18 protein-coding genes are annotated in these 17,340 nt (G+C 31.1%); 4 read left to right on the forward strand and 14 right to left on the reverse strand.

The genetic code is table 11. The features are described from left to right. Positions 1 to 221: 221 nt before the first annotated feature. The 4 genes from H3U96_RS01260 to dsdC form a co-directional block, all read right to left on the reverse strand. A complete protein-coding gene (locus tag H3U96_RS01260; protein WP_131798778.1) occupies positions 222 to 1,181 on the reverse strand; it encodes a hypothetical protein in 960 nt (319 codons plus the stop codon). A 158-nt stretch (positions 1,182 to 1,339) separates the two neighbouring features. Further along, positions 1,340 to 2,275 carry a hypothetical protein gene (locus tag H3U96_RS01265; protein ID WP_198195324.1) on the reverse strand — a complete coding sequence of 312 codons (936 nt, stop codon included), beginning with the start codon at positions 2,273 to 2,275 and terminating at the stop codon, positions 1,340 to 1,342. 247 nt (positions 2,276 to 2,522) lie between these two features. Continuing rightward, complete coding sequence (locus H3U96_RS01270; RefSeq protein WP_198195325.1) at positions 2,523 to 3,347, reverse strand: MetQ/NlpA family ABC transporter substrate-binding protein; 825 nt, start codon at positions 3,345 to 3,347, stop codon at positions 2,523 to 2,525. 162 nt (positions 3,348 to 3,509) lie between these two features. Beyond that, positions 3,510 to 4,472: a DNA-binding transcriptional regulator DsdC gene (gene dsdC, locus H3U96_RS01275; protein ID WP_198195326.1), complete on the reverse strand. Its 963-nt coding sequence runs from the start codon at positions 4,470 to 4,472 to the stop codon at positions 3,510 to 3,512. A gap of 213 nt (positions 4,473 to 4,685) precedes the next feature. On the opposite strand from dsdC, the gene dsdX reads away from it, so the two are divergent. Both dsdX and dsdA read left to right on the forward strand, forming a co-directional pair. Then, entirely contained in the window at positions 4,686 to 6,023 is a 1,338-nt protein-coding gene (gene dsdX / locus H3U96_RS01280) for a D-serine transporter DsdX (RefSeq protein ID WP_198195327.1), read from the forward strand. 20 nt (positions 6,024 to 6,043) lie between these two features. Beyond that, positions 6,044 to 7,375: a D-serine ammonia-lyase gene (gene dsdA / locus H3U96_RS01285; protein ID WP_198195328.1), complete on the forward strand. Its 1,332-nt coding sequence runs from the start codon at positions 6,044 to 6,046 to the stop codon at positions 7,373 to 7,375. A gap of 66 nt (positions 7,376 to 7,441) precedes the next feature. Here dsdA and H3U96_RS01290 read toward each other — a convergent pair whose 3' ends face one another. Further along, a complete protein-coding gene (locus tag H3U96_RS01290) occupies positions 7,442 to 8,404 on the reverse strand; it encodes an aldo/keto reductase (RefSeq protein ID WP_198195329.1) in 963 nt (320 codons plus the stop codon). A gap of 161 nt (positions 8,405 to 8,565) precedes the next feature. On the opposite strand from H3U96_RS01290, the gene H3U96_RS01295 reads away from it, so the two are divergent. Then, complete coding sequence (locus H3U96_RS01295) at positions 8,566 to 9,447, forward strand: LysR family transcriptional regulator (RefSeq protein WP_198195330.1); 882 nt, start codon at positions 8,566 to 8,568, stop codon at positions 9,445 to 9,447. 235 nt (positions 9,448 to 9,682) lie between these two features. Here the strand turns inward: H3U96_RS01295 and H3U96_RS01300 are convergent, their stop codons facing one another. The 3 genes from H3U96_RS01300 to H3U96_RS11185 all read right to left on the reverse strand — a co-directional run bounded on the left by H3U96_RS01300 (position 9,683) and on the right by H3U96_RS11185 (position 12,761). Then, positions 9,683 to 11,080 carry an FAD-binding oxidoreductase gene (locus H3U96_RS01300; RefSeq protein WP_198195331.1) on the reverse strand — a complete coding sequence of 466 codons (1,398 nt, stop codon included), beginning with the start codon at positions 11,078 to 11,080 and terminating at the stop codon, positions 9,683 to 9,685. Positions 11,081 to 11,284: 204 nt separating this feature from the next. Continuing rightward, on the reverse strand, positions 11,285 to 12,073 hold the full coding sequence (locus tag H3U96_RS01305) for a phosphatase PAP2 family protein (RefSeq protein ID WP_034903278.1): 789 nt from the start codon (positions 12,071 to 12,073) through the stop codon (positions 11,285 to 11,287). Positions 12,074 to 12,620: 547 nt separating this feature from the next. Further along, positions 12,621 to 12,761 (reverse strand): hypothetical protein, encoded by a 141-nt coding sequence (locus H3U96_RS11185; protein ID WP_232347706.1) that lies wholly within the window; start codon positions 12,759 to 12,761, stop codon positions 12,621 to 12,623. Here H3U96_RS11185 and H3U96_RS11370 point away from each other — a divergent pair. Beyond that, a complete protein-coding gene (locus H3U96_RS11370) occupies positions 12,739 to 12,801 on the forward strand; it encodes a hypothetical protein (RefSeq protein WP_370545623.1) in 63 nt (20 codons plus the stop codon). The two genes, H3U96_RS11185 and H3U96_RS11370, sit on opposite strands and share 23 nt — an antisense overlap. Before the next feature lie 44 nt (positions 12,802 to 12,845). Here H3U96_RS11370 and H3U96_RS01315 read toward each other — a convergent pair whose 3' ends face one another. From H3U96_RS01315 to H3U96_RS01340, 6 genes are all read right to left on the reverse strand, one after another. Further along, the gene (locus tag H3U96_RS01315; protein ID WP_198195332.1) at positions 12,846 to 13,262 is read right to left on the reverse strand and encodes a hypothetical protein; all 417 of its coding nucleotides are present in this window, start codon (positions 13,260 to 13,262) and stop codon (positions 12,846 to 12,848) included. Between the two features lie 96 nt (positions 13,263 to 13,358). After that, positions 13,359 to 13,613, reverse strand: a complete 255-nt coding sequence (locus H3U96_RS01320; protein ID WP_198195333.1) for a hypothetical protein — start codon at positions 13,611 to 13,613, stop codon at positions 13,359 to 13,361. 8 nt (positions 13,614 to 13,621) lie between these two features. Next, positions 13,622 to 13,960: a DUF6572 domain-containing protein gene (locus H3U96_RS01325; RefSeq protein WP_198195334.1), complete on the reverse strand. Its 339-nt coding sequence runs from the start codon at positions 13,958 to 13,960 to the stop codon at positions 13,622 to 13,624. 424 nt (positions 13,961 to 14,384) lie between these two features. Further along, complete coding sequence (locus H3U96_RS01330) at positions 14,385 to 14,846, reverse strand: hypothetical protein (protein WP_198195335.1); 462 nt, start codon at positions 14,844 to 14,846, stop codon at positions 14,385 to 14,387. Positions 14,847 to 15,269: 423 nt separating this feature from the next. Then, positions 15,270 to 15,812, reverse strand: a complete 543-nt coding sequence (locus H3U96_RS01335; protein WP_198195336.1) for a hypothetical protein — start codon at positions 15,810 to 15,812, stop codon at positions 15,270 to 15,272. A 674-nt stretch (positions 15,813 to 16,486) separates the two neighbouring features. Further along, positions 16,487 to 17,050 (reverse strand): hypothetical protein, encoded by a 564-nt coding sequence (locus tag H3U96_RS01340; protein ID WP_198195337.1) that lies wholly within the window; start codon positions 17,048 to 17,050, stop codon positions 16,487 to 16,489. Positions 17,051 to 17,340: the final 290 nt, after the last annotated feature.

The raw sequence follows: 17,340 nt of genomic DNA on the forward strand, positions 1-17,340 counted from the left end.
GTTTTATATGAATTATGTGATTTATATCAATATTATTACTTACAATTTGTGCTATCCGAATTTATTTAAGAATGCACTGTGATTTGCAATAATGGAAAATTGCATTTTTAAGTTTTAAAAAACCCGCTCCTCAACTTTTAATATGGTTGGTTTATAAAATAAAAGGCATAATTAAAATATTATGCCTTTTATAATTTTATCTATTTTGAATCAGAAAATAACTATATTTTATTTAATAATATCAAAGGTATATATCGCGTATCATTGATAAAGTCAACTAATTGTTTATATGCTGGAAAATAGGTGTTTTCTGGATCGATTTTTTTAGGACAAAGTTCAAGGGATCGTATTAATGCTTCTTTTCCTTCTTCTCCACTTAAATCTTCATACGTGCTAGCAAAATCATTGTCTGTTAAAGTGAAAAATTTTTGCCAATTTTCTAATGTTTTTGTTAAATATTTTTTACCTTCATCACATTTAATTTCTTCCAAATTAATTTTAGGAAAAGCATATTTAGTAATTTCAGCTAGTTTTATTGTTTTGTTAGGGAAACTTATTTCAACTTTTGACTCTTCACCTTCTAAGGAGTTGAAATAATCATTTTGTAATAAATTGATATATTCTTTTTCACGGTAAATTTTAGTTTTACGAGTTTGAAAAGCCTGATTTTCATTAATATTTTCAGTAATTTCTTCAGGTATTTCTTGGTCAATAGAATAGTCCCATCTATTAAGTTCGCCTTCAATGAAAACGTCATTAACAACAATTACAGGCAGCTCCAGTTCTCCTTCCTCACCATTTAAAATGATAGAGATCTTATTTATAGTTTCTTTATATATTTTGTCAAAAGCTTCGTCACTAGTATTGTTAGTAGCATAGATAAATGTATGAAGCATATAGTTGCTTTGGGTTGGATTAATAAATCCATCACCAGAATATTTAGATGGTTTAACAATAAAATCTAACGACTCATTATTATAAGTTAAATTATGCTTACCATATTCAAAAGTGTACGTAGTTTTAGAGTTAGCCGGGATTGCCAGTTCTTTACCATCAATGGCGATTACAATTTCATTTGAGGTAGGATTATCAATCACGCGTTCAACTTTAGCTGGTCCACTAAAACAGCTACAAAGCGTTATGCTGCAAGTTAATATAAGGGAATACTTTAAACTTTTCATAACATCCATTTATATAATTCATATTAAAAGAGTATAAATTTTATCATAAAGAAATGGTTTTTGTTAGTATAAAAAGTAAAAGGCATAAACCTAATTATAAGATTTTATGCCTTTTATTGTAATAATTAAATCTTTTAACAAAGAACAATTTTCAAATTTTATTTGACAATAAAAAAGTATATATCACGTCCTTTAGTTAAAGCTTGATCTAAAGGGCTAATAGCTTTCGAATAAGTTTGTTCAGGATCTTTATCTGTAGGACAAAGTTTTTTAGAATCACGTAAGGCAAGCATGCCATCATATCCCCCTAATCCTTCATACTTACTGTCAAAATCACTTCCTGTTAAAGTAAAAAGTTGTTGCCATTTATCTAATGTATCCTGCAAATATTTTTTACCTTCATTACATGTAATACTTTCTAAATCAAGTTTCGGGAATACATACTGATTAATTTCAGACAATTTTTTAGGTTTATTAGGAAAACTAATTTCATCTTCCTCTTCTAACCAATCTTCTTTTAAAAACTCCAAATATTCACTTTCACGATACATTTTAATTTTACGAGATTGATAAGATTGATTTTTATTGATTTTTTCAGTAATTTCGTCTGGAATATTTTCATCAATAGAATAATCCCATCTATTATCTTGATCTTCAATAAAGAAATCATTAACCACTTTTACAGGAAGTTCAATCTTTGCTTGCTCACCATCTATGATGACATCAACTTTATTAAGCGTTTTCTCATATAATTTGTCAAAGGTTTCATCGCTAGTGTTGTCGGTTGCATAGATAAAAGTATGTAACATATAGTTGCTTTGGGTTGGATTAATAATGCCTGTACCATCAAATTTTACAGGTTTTACCACAATGTCAAACGACTCATTATTATAAGCTAAATTATGTTTACCATATTCAAAAGTATATTTTATATTTGAGTTAGCTGGAATGACAACATCTTTACCATCAATTACTAACTTAATTTCATTGGCAGTAGGATTATCAATTAAACGAACTTGTGAGGTTGGACCATTAAAACAGCTACAAAGTGTTATGCTACAAGCTAATATAAGAGAGTATTTTATTTTTTTCATCACATTTAACTACTTTTTTAAATAATATTTATATCAAAGGGTCTAAATATTAACACAACGAATTTTAGAGTAAATCATCAAAATCTAAAACTCTTTATTAAAAAATAATAAAATCAAATAGAGTCATTGATTTTATAACAACTAGCATCATAAATTTATTTTAATTATTTATAAATAATCAATATGATGTATAACAATATAAACTACTCTAATTTATTACTAGAATAGTTTATAAATAATTATTTGCTTATTGTTGGGGCCAGATAAAACGACCTTTCGCATCAGGATCTTCACTAATGAATTTTTTAAGTGCCTCAGATTGGTAAAGTTGTTTAACCTCTTGAGCCCATTTACTGTTCAAATTTTCTTTTTTTACTACAACCATTAATTCTAAATTAGGTGTTAACTTTTCTTGTACTAAAACATCTTCAGCCGGAACTTTACTTAACCATGCAACACCACCTGGCATTATCGCGTAATCAACTTCACCAAGAGTTCTAGGAATTAATTCCGATAATATCGATTTAAATTTTAAATTATATCTATTTTCAGCTATGTCATTTAAATCTAATGTTCCCGATTTACTATCAGATTTTAAAGTAATCCAATTTAAGCTTTGTAAGAATAATAATGATCTTGACTTATTTGATGGATCATTGGGAATGACAATTGTTTGGTCATTAGCTATTTCATCAATAGAATGATGCAATTGAGAAAAAAGCGCAGCTGAAATAGAAGGAATATGAACTAAAGAAACAAGATCACTTTTAGTTTCTTTATTATATACATCAAGATAAGCTTGATGCTGTGCTGCATTAAGATCAATACTTCCTTCAACTAAGGCAGTATTTGAGTCTCTAAGAGAGCTGAAATTTACCAATTTAACTTTATAACCTTTTTGTTCTAAAGCGGGCTTAACAACTTTTTCCATCATTATATTGTGCATACTTGGTGGCAAACCAACTATGATCTCTTTTTTATCTTGTTGACTTTTAGGGGTTGATTCTGATTTATTGTCACAGCCAATTAAAGTCAAACCCAACAGCATAATTATGCAAATATATTTTTTCATTATTGCTCCCTATTTCAATCAGTAAATTAATCTAATTGAACAATTGATTCTATTTTTTAGAGATAACATTATAGATAGTGATTAACTATTGGGATAATACGAAAAAATTATATCTATATTCATATTAGATATATACAATTAATCTTTAGTTTTAACTAAATTTTAGATAACACTTTCAACCGACTGCTCAGCCAAATTTTCTTTTAACCATCTTACAAAAGCTTTAACTTTTGGATTTCTTCCCTTAGAAGCAGAAACAACATAGTAACGTTGTTTGCATGTTAACGTCATATTTGGAAAGGGAGTAACTAACTCCTCTGATTCAAGATATTTATTGATAATATGTTTTCTTCCCATGGCAATACCTGAATGATTAATCGCCGCGAGGATCGCTAAATCAGATCGATCAAATAACATTGTAGGTAAATCTTCAAAATCTAGATCAAGATTAAAGTGCTTCACCCAAGATTGCCATTCGTCGAAGTTGGTATCATATCCCCAAGCTTGATTATCATGTATTATTAAGCAATTCTTTAGGTTTTCAATATTTTCAGTAAGTTGATGATATTCCGCATATTGAGGGCTACACACAGGTACAATCGTTTCATTCATTAAATGATAAACATCCAAGTCGTTATACTCTAAATCATCAAAATAAATGGCTAAATCAATACGATGACGATCAAAATTGATTATTTCATTACCTGTTAATATATTCAAGATAATATAAGGATGTTTCTTGTTAAATTCTGATATTCTTGGAACAAGCCAGCCTTGCGCAAAGGAAGGACGAGAATAAATGGTCAACTGCCCGATTAATTCCTGACTCTTTATTTCAAAGATTTCTTTATTTAGTATCGACAAGGACTTTTTTAAAATATTAAATAAATTTTCACCATCAGGGGTCAACTCAATACGGCGATGAAACCGGTTAAATAGCTTAAAATTTAATTCTTCTTCAAGCTTATTAATTTGATGGCTAACGGCACTCGGAGTAATACATAATTCTTCCGCTGCGCGCATAAAGGAATTATATCGTGCAACTGCTTCAAAAGTGTGGAATTTAGCTAATTGATATCCTGATATCAATCGGTTAGTGGTAATAAAACGATCATCATCAAACATTGTACATCCTTCCTTACCTATTTTCTTAACATTTAACTAAAAATGTTAAATCAAATACAATTAATTAAATTAATGATTGTTACTTTCTTACAGCCTGACACTTATTCAACCGAATCTTATTCATGTGAACATGATTTATAATCATTTATCAGTTATCTCTCCATAAAATCTAATACACGGTAATTTTTACTTTAATTATAATAGGAAAACATTATGGATTCACAGATTTGGGTTTTAGGTGTTTTAATAACGAGTATTTTATTAATTGTAATAAGTATTATCAAATTTAAACTTCATCCGTTTTTAGCCTTATTATTATCCAGTTTTTACGTAGGTGCATTAATGGGAATGAAGCCATTGGCAATGATTTCCTCAATCGAAGATGGTATTGGTGGTACACTTGGCTTTTTAGCGGCAGTAATTGGTTTAGGTACCATTCTAGGAAAAATGATGGAAATATCAGGTGCAGCTGAACGCATCGGTATTACCTTACAAAAATGCCGCTTTTTATCACCAGATGTTATTATGGTATTGATTGGTATGATTTGTGGTATAACGTTATTTGTTGAGGTCGGCGTTGTACTTTTAATACCATTAGCATTTTCAATTGCTAAAAAAACCAAAACTTCGTTATTAATGTTAGCGATTCCATTATGTACAGCATTAATGGCCGTTCATTGTATTGTTCCTCCTCATCCAGCTGCATTATATGTCACTAATGCTTTAGGTGCTGATATTGGTAGCGTTATTTTATATGGATTAATTATTGGAATAATCGCATCATTATCTGGAGGTCCTATTTTTTTAAGAATTATCAAAAATAGAATTCCATTTAAAGCTGTACCGGAACAATTTTCAGATCTAAAAGTAAGAACTGAAGAAGAACTGCCTTCATTAGGTGCAACATTGTTTACAGTATTATTACCCATTTTTCTCATGCTGATAAAAACAACTGCTGAGCTGAACATGGATAAAAACACTTCAATTTATACTGTTTTAGAATTTATCGGCAATCCTATTACCGCTATGTTTATAGCAGCATTTGTTGCCTATTATATGCTAGGTCTAAGACGTGATATGAAAATGTCTGACCTACTCAATAAAACTGAAGATTGCTTTTCATCAATTGCCAATATTTTATTAATTATCGGTGCTGGCGGTGCATTTAATGGTATTTTAAAAGCGAGTGGTTTGAGCGATAGTTTAGCAAGTATTTTATCCCATTTAGATATGCATCCAATTTTATTGGCGTGGTTAGTAGCAATAATTTTGCATGCTGCAGTAGGTTCAGCGACAGTTGCAATGATGGGCGCCACAGCAATCGTATCACCGATGCTAGCTCTTTATCCTAATATCAGTCCTGAAATCATTACATTGGCTATAGGTTCGGGTGCTATTGGTTGTACAATAGTTACCGATTCATTATTTTGGCTTGTTAAGCAATATTGTGGAGCGACAATGAGTGAAATTTTAAAATACTATACTACCGCAACATTCATTGCTTCAGTAGTTGCATTAATGGGTACTTTTTTATTATCTAATTTTATTTAGATATCTTTCAAGGAGCGAATATGAATCAAATAGAGATAAAAACACTTATTGCCGATAAACCATTAGTAGAAAATTTAATTAAACTTCAACCAAGCTGTTGGTTTAATCCTAATACCACTACTTTAGCAATCGGTCTTCCTTACGTTGGACTAGATCAAACGGATATAAAAAAAGCGAGTGAACGATTAAAACGTTTCGCACCATATTTATCATTAGCTTTCCCTGAAACAGCTATAACCAAGGGTTTTATTGAATCACAATTAGTTGAAATTACTAATATGAAAAATGCCCTTGAAGCCAGATATAATGTTGATATCGCAGGTCAGCTTTATTTAAAAAAAGATAGTCATTTACCAATTTCTGGCTCAATTAAAGCTCGAGGTGGTATTTATGAAGTCTTAACTCACGCTGAAAAACTAGCCATTGAAAATGGACTATTATCAGAACAAGATGATTACAGCAAATTATATTCTGATAAATTTAAACAGTTTTTTAGTCAGTATAGTATTGCTGTAGGTTCAACAGGTAACCTTGGTTTATCAATTGGCATAATGAGTGCTAAACTCGGATTTAAAGTTAGCGTACATATGTCTGCTGATGCTCGAGAATGGAAAAAACAGAAATTACGTGATCATGGTGTTAATGTTGTTGAGTATGAGCAAGATTATGGTGTTGCGGTTGAACAAGGCCGTAAAGCGGCAGAGTCTGATCCAAAATGTTTCTTTATCGATGATGAAAATTCTACTACCCTATTTTTAGGATATTCAGTCGCCGGTGAACGCTTAAAGCAACAATTCAATGAACAAGGAATTAAAGTTGATAAAGATCATCCACTTTTTGTCTATTTACCATGTGGTGTAGGTGGTGGACCTGGCGGTGTTGCTTTTGGTTTAAAAATGGCATTCGGTGATAATGTACACTGCATTTTTGCAGAACCAACACATTCACCGTGTATGTTTCTAGGGGTTTATACTGGTCTACACGACAAAATTTCGGTACAAGACATCGGAATTGATAATATTACCGCCGCAGATGGATTGGCTGTTGGTCGTGCTTCTGGATTTGTTGGACGAGCCATGGAACGTCTGTTAGATGGATATTATACCTTGTCGGATCAGGAAATGTATGATTTGTTAGTACTACTGGATAAAACTGAAAACATTCAACTTGAACCGTCTGCCCTTGCCGGTATGCAAGGTCCGGTAGTTGTAACTAACAACTCGGAAGATTTAGAACGTATGCAATTCACTCCTAAACAATTACAAAATGCAACTCATTTAGTATGGGCAACTGGCGGTGGAATGGTACCGAAAGAAGAGATGCAAAAATATTTAAATTCAGGAAAAATTTAGTAGCTGTTACTGACAAATATCTCAATGATATTTGTCAGTAAATTTAATCTTATACTTTGTGCCTAATTAAAGTGCGCCGACAATACGATGAGGCAAGTAAAGTTCTTCAAGATAAGCAATATCTTCTTTAGTTAATGAAAGCTTTAATGCCCCTACCGCATCATCCAAATATTGCGTTTTGGTTGCCCCGATGATTGGTGAAGCAACGCCTTTGGCAAATTGCCATGCCAGAGCAACTTGCGTCATGGTTACTGCATATTTTTGCGCAATTTCATTAACCCTTTTTACTATATTCATGTCGATTTGTTGGGTACTATCGTATTTAGCAACAGCAGTTTTATCAGTCTTACTACGTAGTGTATTGGTCTGCCATTCTAATCGGGAAAGTCTACCTGCCGCTAAAGGGCTATAAGGAGTTAATGAAACATTGAATTGCTTACAGACAGGAATCAATTCTCTTTCATCTTCACGATATAATAAATTATAGTGATTCTGCATCGAAACAAACGGCGTCCAACCATTTTGTTTAGCGACTAATTGCATATTATAAAATTGATAACCATACATCGCAGAAGCACCTAATGCTCGTACTTTACCACTCTGAACTAAATGGTGTAACGCAACCATGGTTTCCTCAATCGGTGTACTGTAATCGAAACGATGGATAATATATAAATCAACATAATCGGTACCTAATCGTCTCAGGGATCCTTCAATTTCTCGTTCAATTGCTGTTTTAGATAAATGCCCTTCATTAAAATAGACTTTAGTAGCCAGTATTACTTTGTCTCGAGCTATATTTCGTTTAATCGCTCTTCCTACATATTCTTCACTAGTACCACTAGAGTATATATTTGCTGTATCAATAAAGTTAATTCCTAGATCTAAGGCATGTTTAATGATTGTTTCACTTTGTTCTGGATTAAGTGTCCAATCATGCATTTTACTGGCAGGATCGCCAAAACTCATACACCCTAAACAAAATCGTGAGACTTCAATATCAGAATTACCTAATTTTATATAATCCATACTCTCTCTCCTAACTAGCTAATAATAGATTGATTAACTTAATAAATTGTTAAAAATTCAATCTTAGTAATGAGTATTTTATCGTTAACTTTTATTGAGATAAACGTGCTGTTCATTTATAGTATCATGAATTAAATTCATTAATTGTCTATTTATATCCTATGTATAACTATAATGAACTAAGTTATTTTATTACTATAGCTAAAGCAAAAAGCTTTGTTGGTGCAGCCAAATCTTTAGGTGTTTCGTCATCAGCACTAAGTCATAGCATGAGAAACTTAGAAACACGTTTGAGTTTACGGCTATTTAATCGTACGACTAGAAGCCTTTCATTAACAGAGGCAGGAGAACAACTTTATAAACAAATATCCCCTTTATATCGACAAATCAATGAAGAAGTTGCTGCTCTTGGTGATTACCTTGATACTCCATCGGGTACCATTAGAATTAATGCATCGAATATTGCTATTGAAAATTTTATATACCCTAAATTAAGCCAATTTTCACTACGCTATCCACAAATTAAAATTGAAATTCAATGTGACAATAACTTAGTTGATATTGTTAAACAAGGTTTCGATATGGGCTGCCGAATCGGCAATGATTTGGCAAAAGAGATGATAGCAGTAAAAATATCAGACCCTTTGCGTATGACTTTAGTGGCTAGTCCGAATTATTTGCATCAGAGAACAAAACCAAAACAGATTAATGATTTAGATCAACATTTATTAATTGGCAAAAAAGTTTCAAACCAATATGGAATGGAATCGATATGGGAGTTTTCCGATAAAGGAAATATTATACAATATCACCCTATTTCTCACTTCACAATCAATAATCATTTAAGAAAACAAGCGACTCTTGATGGTTTAGGTATTAGTTGGATTGGTTATCCAGATGTAAAAAATGAATTAGCATCAGGACAACTTATAGAATTATTACCTGAATATTCAATTATATATGAACCTTTTTATATTTATTACCCAAGTCGCAAGGGGCATTCAAATGTATTTAAACTAGTATTACAGGCACTAACAAACTAATTTAATATCAACTAATTGTTAAACGAAGATGACACAAAATATTAATATTAAAATATGAAAACAATTTTACGTTTAATATTCGAAAAATAGTAGATTATGATAAATCTTAGATAAGGTTAAAAATAAAATTTTTCTAATGTTAAATAACGTATCGATCTTTATTGATATTGGATAATGTCAGTTTGAATAATTAGTTATTTAATAAAAAATAACTAATTATCTTACTGGCGCTATTTTATTGAACGGTTTCGATATGGTAGCGCTTTAATAACATATTACTGAATTTGTTGTGTGGATCTAATCGAGCTTTAAGTTTAAAAAATTGCTCAGCTTGTGGATATGCTCTTTGAAATTGTTCTGTTGTTGCATGTAGTTGATAAGGTAGATAGTAGCTGCCGTGATTTTCCAGAACTGCATCTATTAATTCTCTTGTCCAATTACCAACATGTTGTTTGCTCAGTTCATCAGTATCTTGCTGATAATAGATCACGAAAGCAAATACTTCCGATTTTGCCCAAGCCAGTAATGAACCACTATCTTGATTGGCATGACGAATAGAAATATTAATAACATTAACTTTATTTTTTTTCAAAATAGTGACTAATTTTGGATAAAAGTGATCAAATTGTTCAACCGGTATAAAATATTCTTGCAAAACAAAGCTTTTATTTTTAGTCGCTATCGGTTGTAAATACGAGACATCATAACTAGCCTCATAATTACGCCACATTACTGGTTTTTTTATATAATAAAAATCATCAAATAATTTTCGTAAATTTTTACCAATAGACGATGAAGATACAATTTTGATTGGTTTTTCCAAATTTTGGTTCTTTTTATCATCAGATCTCAATCGTTCTAAAATCGTTAATGGTTCTTCAGTCTGTTTATAAGTGACCGATCTCACTCTTTTATAATCTGGTGGATAAATTACAGCGTTATGGAAGATTGATTTGCTATCAGAACGTATATTCTGTTTGAAATATTCATAATAGTTTGCTATTGGCATAGCTTTACTAAAACGTTTGACTTTAACATTATCTGCAAGTTGTAAAGTCACTTCGGTGATTATACCTAAGCCACCATAACCACCAATAGCACCATAGAATATATCTTGATTTTGCTCAGGACTAGCTATTACTACTTTGCCATCAGCTAACACAATTTTGAATTGTTTTACCGAAAGAATTATAGGTCCTTCACCTATATAACGACCATGAACATTAACACTTAATGATCCACCAATACTAAAATTAGCATAACTTTGCATTATTTTTACAGATAAATCATAAGGGTCTATAAGCTCTTGGACTTGATGCCATGTGGCACCGGTCTCGATAGTTAGCAACTTTTGGTCAGGTTTAAAATCAATGACATGATTTAATTTGCGAGTATCAATTTGCACCGCCCCCTGGATTGCTGTTTGTCCTCCCATACTATATTTACCACCAGCGATACTAATTGGTCCGGTAGCCTTTTTAACTATATCAACAACTTGTTGAGTAGATTCTGGTTGCACAACTGCAGCAACTTGAACTGGTGTCATTCCAGTTACATCATTGACTTCTACTGCCATGACTGTCAATGGCAATAAAAAACCAAGTACAGATAATAATAAATTTATTTTTTTCATTTTATAGAAAAATAAGCACTATGAGATGAGATAAAATATGATAGCCTATTTGAGTTGAAAAGTATGTATCTTAGATTGGCTAATATTGTTCAATAAATTGTCATCCTCTAAGAATAATTAATTTAATAAATTCCAATATTATTAATATATAAATTACCCTCTTAAGTCTTTTAAAAATATCTTAAGAGGGTAAAAATCAATTAATTATTTTGATGACTTATATTGACGTTTAACTTCTTCTGTAGCTTTACGAAGATCTTCTTGGAATTTAGGAAGAGTTTGTAAGCGAGAATATTCAACAGCACCAACAATTCGTCCAGCATCAACATCACTTTGCCAGTGAGCACCACAGATCATTCGGCTTTGACCAAATTCATAACCACGTTTTATAATGGCTTCTGCATGAGATGGTGCCATTTGAGCAAGTACTAATGCCACAGTCCATCCATAAGAAGTATGCCCAGAAGGATATGATCCATTCTTACGCAACCGATCTTCTTCATTAACTGGTTGACATGTGTGATTACCAAAGAATACAAATGGGCGTTCTCTCATATACGCTTCTTTTGCTGTTTTGGTAGCATTATCTGCTGAATCAACAAGAAGATCACCTAACATTTTATAAAGAGTCGGTGTTGTTTCTTGTGAAATAGTAATTCCCATTGGTTCAGAAAATATTTTTGCCATATTAGTTGTATGTAAATCTGCATCCATGGTTGCTTGCTTCCAGCGAGCTGTATCTTTAAATTTATAACCTTCTTGATATGCAGCTTTGTCCGCTTCAAATACTGCTGAATCATTTTTAGGAGGTCCTGGAAGATAATCATTACTACTCACTGCCTCAGCAGCTGTATGATAAGTAGGTCCAACTTCATGACCTAAAAAATCTTCTGTAGAACCTGGTTGAAAGGCCATTGTTGTTGAAGACATAAATAATGAGCATACTGCAATAGCGATTCCAGCTATTTTTAATGAATTTCTTTTATTATTCATATTATTTCCTTAATTGTAATTTTAATATTCCTAAATATTTATTTTTTATTTTACTGTCTTTAAACAGTGCATTACTTATTTAATATTATGTCCAATTTTCCTCCTTGAATTTCATTTATCAGTTAGGTGAATCGATTCAACACATTTAGAAAAAAAATCCCTTTTTTTTAAATAATACATATTAAAATTAGTGCCAACAAATTTAATATTAATTAATTGTGATAAATATCACATATTATTTTCATGATATAAAATTTAAGCACTTTAATTTATGCAATTAACTCAATATATGTAATCAAGTAAATATTGTTCCAAATACGTGTTTCCAATTTATATTTAAAATACTCATATCTATTTATCCTCCGAGCAAGTTATCTGACAATTTTCACAAGGCCTTATAATTGAATATTGAATCATTCTAATTTGTAAAAAATATTGAGGAGTCTATACCGTCTTATTGATATTAAAATATGAATGAAGTGGTCATAATGTGCGAAAATAATGCGGATAAAAGTTATCTATGGTAAAGGCACATACTAAGTTAAAATCAACCATATACAAAGAACCCACACAACCCATTACTGAGCGGTTTTACACCATGAGTTACAACACCTAATCTGGGCAGACCTAACCCCATACCACAACCGACCATTAAAGGTCGCTGGCTGGAAGCCTTCGGCTTTACCATCGGTAAGCCAGTCATCAACGATGTACAACAGAGCTGTTGATTATCAGGATTAAAGGGGGCTGAGCTAAGAGGAGGGATTATTCATTAGTAGATGGTTTCACATTGTATGCTAGATAGTTTTATGTTTCTTAAAAAAACACGCATTCTTCTTAGATACCAATTAAAATCTGGAATATCTTCTCCAGATAAATACTGACGATTTATTGACAATGACATAGATAAATAATTAGGGTAAATTAATAAATTACCGCCTGATTCATTATCATAAACCATCACTATACCGACTTTATCCATAATATTATGAGAGTTTATAAACTCGTCTAAATTGAACAAATTCATATCGATATTTAACCAGTTATAATCATCGATATCATTTGACGATAGATAAGTAACCGTATTTTGATAATAAATATTCCTGCCATTATTTATTAGGCACTTTAATATCTCTTTAGGAGAATATTCTTGTGCGAAATTTATATCTATACTGACTTGCATTCCCATATTAATATTCCCTAGGTTGAGCAGGATAAGTTAATTATAGAGCTTGCTATACAGATCTAAAAAGAGATAAAAGCTCACCGACTGGAGGAAGCTTTACTATTTAAAGTAGCTTAACTTTATATAATCCCATACAACATTATATAGCTTCTTATATATTGCAGGTTCATAAGGCATTAGTGACATTAATAATTCTGATAATTCATCTGATGAAGTCATACCATCTTTACCCATATGCCCGGTGTGCAGTTTTATCTGCTCAGCTAGCCATGTTGCAGTGGCGCCGGCTAGGCCACGAGTAAACTTACGAAGTAAATTGTAGACATAAAAAATCCCTGTTTTTGGCTGGGACAATATTAATACTAGCAATTATTTCTTTCTTCATATTTTAATCTGATATTAGTAGATGATAAAAGTTCATTTACTTTGTCTAGAAAATTGTTACATTCTTGTGGTATTTTATACTGAAAAAAAATTTCTATCAGAAAATCAATTTTTCCTTTAGCTGCTAGGAAACTTTCATATATTTCACCACTTTCAATGAATCTTAAAGAACTATTTATCTTTTCTTGTAATAAAAATAAATGATTATTTATTTCATCATTCCATGATAAATGATCTGTTATACCCAAACTAATTACTGATTCATTGTTCTTGAGTATCCCAATCATATCAATTTTATTTGTATCTTCTATTGACATATTATTGATTGCCTTTTATTCATTTGGTTTTATTATTTCAACTTTTGTTGACTGATGGTTTCTTTATTTAATTGGGTTCCCTAGTAAGCTAATTATTTTATTTTTATGATACGATAAATCGATTCCTGAAGGTAATTCACTAATACAAGGAGAATAATTAGGTTGATTATTAGTTAAATGCAAATGTATTTGTTTTAAATTATTGTTAATTAATACAAGTTCAATTCCATGGCATAAATATTTGTAATATTTTCATTTTTCATGATCGTTATATTCTATAGGATCTTCTGATATCACTGGTTTTTCTCCTATAGAATTCATCAAAACAACAAATTTATCGGATGTTTCGAATGTACTGAAAGGTACAATAAATTCTTTCCATTCTAAGGTAATTAATAAATCCGCTTTTCTTTGCTACGTGTTTTTATCTTATTAATACAGCCAATGTTATCAAACAAAGAGTCCCATTTTTATTAAACTCAAAATGTAATGAATAATGTGTCATATGATATAATATCCAACGATTCACATATCCCAAAAAAGGACTTTGTTCATTTCCACCTACTTTTAATGGTTTCCCTAATAACTCAATGACCATTTTTTCAGTATATTGAAAATCGATCCCATTCAATAATTTTCCATAATATATAGAATAATTATCCTTTTCCTTACAAAAGAATTGAATATGATTCAGATATTTTTTTCGAAAACCGATAAGCATACCTGTTTGAAAGAACTCATAATATTTAGTTCGATCAGGATCATCATATTCAATATGATCTTCTGATATTTCAGGATTTTCACCAATTTCATCTTTTAGCGTATAAAACTCTGAAGAATTTTCAGATTTACCTAATACATCAACTAATTGCTGCCATTTAATCATGATCACTAGATCCCGTTTTCTTTGTTGCGTATTTTTATTTTATTTCTGGCATCTTCTACTAATTTCGAATCATACCCTTTTCTATCATATTTTTCGTAATGCGTCAGTATCTCTTTTAACCACTTCATAAAGATTTTCTGCATCTTTCATGATTTGTTCTGCAGTGTTTTACCTCCATATGCTGGTCTTGCTTGATGGACATCTTTTGCAACTTCAACAGCTGTTGACTCTGCATATAGTTTTTTCATTTCAGTTGGAGTTAAAGGTCGTCGAAGCTTGGCTTCTTCAGCTTTTTTAATGCCGCTTTTGCTTCTTTTAAGAGCTTACCAGCTACATCACCTACACAAGGTATTAATCCAACTAATGCAATAGCATAATCAATAATATCTTCAGCTTCAGCAATTAGAGATAAGATAAAAGTAACTAAGTTGTGATTTTAGGAATTTTACCAGTCCACCAAATTGGTTTTTCGTCAGGTTGTAAATTATCGAAAACAGATAAAGGGATCATACTATAGCTTACACAATAAGGAATGGTAGAAATTATTACCATTACCGGTTGATATTTATAATCGGGATCTGATTTGAACCATTCATAATTTCTTATAGCACATTCAATACTCTCATAAAATGCTTCAAAATATTTACCAAAAATTTCAAATAAAGTTGATTTAGCTCTATCTAAATCACTTTTAACTTGACCTGATAATATTTTACTCCAATCGAATGCTTCTCTATCCAACTGTTTAAACTCTTTTTCTACCAATTTCATTAATGCTACGGCGGCATCTAACTCTTCTAATTTTAAATAGCGACGATATAAGCGGTCAGTAATTAGTGACCAATTTTGGTCGGGATATTTAGGTGGAACATAATATAAAATACAGTCAAAAAATAGCCGCATATCACTGTCTGTACCTAATTCAACTATAGTGGAGCCACCTGTAAAACCGATTTTTATTGACATAATTTTTTTACCTTATCATTTAAAAAAATTCAATATTCTATTAAATATATTGTACTTATGCTGAACCGTTCCAATTTAGTTTATCTTTATGTTCGTTAGGTACGAGTTTACATAACTATTTTCTTTTCGATACCTCCCTAGTATCAATAAGCAAAGTATTTGTTGTTGCCGATACTTTACAAGATAATAATTGATTTGTATAAAAAGTTTCACCTGTTTTGTTATAAATTTCTATTTATTATTCTTGCTTCATTGTTATGGTCATAAAAAATTGGTTGCGCTCTGGTCAGTTAAAAAACTGTCATTACTAGTAACAGTTCTAATTGATGATTATATTTTTTAGGTAATGGTTATTTTGATTTAGTTTATTGAGGTTTATTTGTAAAAATAATTGAGGAGTCTATACCGTCTTATTGATATTAGAATATGAATGAAGTGGTAATAATTTGGGTTAATTATGCGTAAAAAAGCTAACTATAACAAAGGATGTTACTCTTCACTGATTATCTTTAAAACCCTCTAGTTGGCTAAATTCTGATCCAACACAGACCATTCACCGTTACCACTTAAAAAGACGAGTTAATTGTTCAATTTGTGAACTAGATCACTGAGTAGATAAATAGTTAGTTCAGTTCTGCGACTAGTCTCGCAGAACTTGATGACAGATGCATAGACTAAAGATCATCTGTACATACGACATCAATTGCACCACAAGCTCTAAATAACCATTTCAATGCACCTGATGAAAAAGGATCATCTAATGCGGTAACCTCAATTAAAAAATGTGTATTTTCAATTTCACCATCAAATTTATGAGCATTCCACCAAAACCATTCTCTGGTCTCTGGTTCAAGCCATACAAGCCAGTTTCCTAAACTCCATTTTTTATTTTTCTCTAGACTTACTTGTTTTTCCCAAGGTAGACTTCTTCTATAATTAATTTCTTTTTCACTTTCACTTTTTGAAAGTTCTGGAGCACAATTATTAACAAACTTATTAGGTAATATTTTTGACCATTCTTCAAAAGAAGACCAAACTAACTCTGAATTATAGTTTACTATCACTAACACTCGTTTAGCTAAGTTTAACACTTCATCAGCATTATTATTACAACGAATAATAAACCTAGCTATACCAACCCCTGTAGCTTTAACAGTATGATCTGGAGGATTTTCAAATCTTTCCCTTTCTAATAATAACTGTTTACTAAATTCACTATTTATTACCATCTTTACCATCTCTTGGGACAATAGAATTTATTAATTCATCAAATTGATAGAGTTTTATTATTTAGTTTGGTTAGAATGCTTACATCAGGTCCATTCTTATACTCCATCATTGTTAACCAATTTTACTTCAGCAGAGTCTGCGTCAGAGCGCCCATAATAGGCTCAAAAAAAATCACCAATTTTCTTTTGCCTCTAAAATTGTTTCTTTAAAAAAAATACCGAAATCTTTTGCGAGTTATGTACTCATAATATACCTATTTTTTAAATTCATTCGCTCTATTTTTCTAGTATTTAGGATG

The sequence above is a fragment of the Gilliamella sp. M0364 genome, assembly GCF_016100565.1.
Taxonomy (GTDB): Bacteria; Pseudomonadota; Gammaproteobacteria; order Enterobacterales; family Orbaceae; genus Gilliamella; species Gilliamella apis.

Bases quoted from the DNA above. Each gene is read 5' to 3' on its own strand.
- H3U96_RS01260 (WP_131798778.1), bottom strand. From the start codon at position 1,181: ATGAAAAGTTTAAAGTATTCCCTTATATTAACTTGCAGCATAACGCTT.
- H3U96_RS01265 (WP_198195324.1), bottom strand. From the start codon at position 2,275: ATGAAAAAAATAAAATACTCTCTTATATTAGCTTGTAGCATAACACTT.
- H3U96_RS01270 (WP_198195325.1), bottom strand. From the start codon at position 3,347: ATGAAAAAATATATTTGCATAATTATGCTGTTGGGTTTGACTTTAATT.
- dsdC (WP_198195326.1), bottom strand. From the start codon at position 4,472: ATGTTTGATGATGATCGTTTTATTACCACTAACCGATTGATATCAGGA.
- dsdX (WP_198195327.1), top strand. From the start codon at position 4,686: ATGGATTCACAGATTTGGGTTTTAGGTGTTTTAATAACGAGTATTTTA.
- dsdA (WP_198195328.1), top strand. From the start codon at position 6,044: ATGAATCAAATAGAGATAAAAACACTTATTGCCGATAAACCATTAGTA.
- H3U96_RS01290 (WP_198195329.1), bottom strand. From the start codon at position 8,404: ATGGATTATATAAAATTAGGTAATTCTGATATTGAAGTCTCACGATTT.
- H3U96_RS01295 (WP_198195330.1), top strand. From the start codon at position 8,566: ATGTATAACTATAATGAACTAAGTTATTTTATTACTATAGCTAAAGCA.
- H3U96_RS01300 (WP_198195331.1), bottom strand. From the start codon at position 11,080: ATGAAAAAAATAAATTTATTATTATCTGTACTTGGTTTTTTATTGCCA.
- H3U96_RS01305 (WP_034903278.1), bottom strand. From the start codon at position 12,073: ATGAATAATAAAAGAAATTCATTAAAAATAGCTGGAATCGCTATTGCA.
- H3U96_RS11185 (WP_232347706.1), bottom strand. From the start codon at position 12,761: ATGGTAAAGCCGAAGGCTTCCAGCCAGCGACCTTTAATGGTCGGTTGT.
- H3U96_RS01315 (WP_198195332.1), bottom strand. From the start codon at position 13,262: ATGGGAATGCAAGTCAGTATAGATATAAATTTCGCACAAGAATATTCT.
- H3U96_RS01325 (WP_198195334.1), bottom strand. From the start codon at position 13,960: ATGTCAATAGAAGATACAAATAAAATTGATATGATTGGGATACTCAAG.
- H3U96_RS01330 (WP_198195335.1), bottom strand. From the start codon at position 14,846: ATGATTAAATGGCAGCAATTAGTTGATGTATTAGGTAAATCTGAAAAT.
- H3U96_RS01335 (WP_198195336.1), bottom strand. From the start codon at position 15,812: ATGTCAATAAAAATCGGTTTTACAGGTGGCTCCACTATAGTTGAATTA.
- H3U96_RS01340 (WP_198195337.1), bottom strand. From the start codon at position 17,050: ATGGTAAAGATGGTAATAAATAGTGAATTTAGTAAACAGTTATTATTA.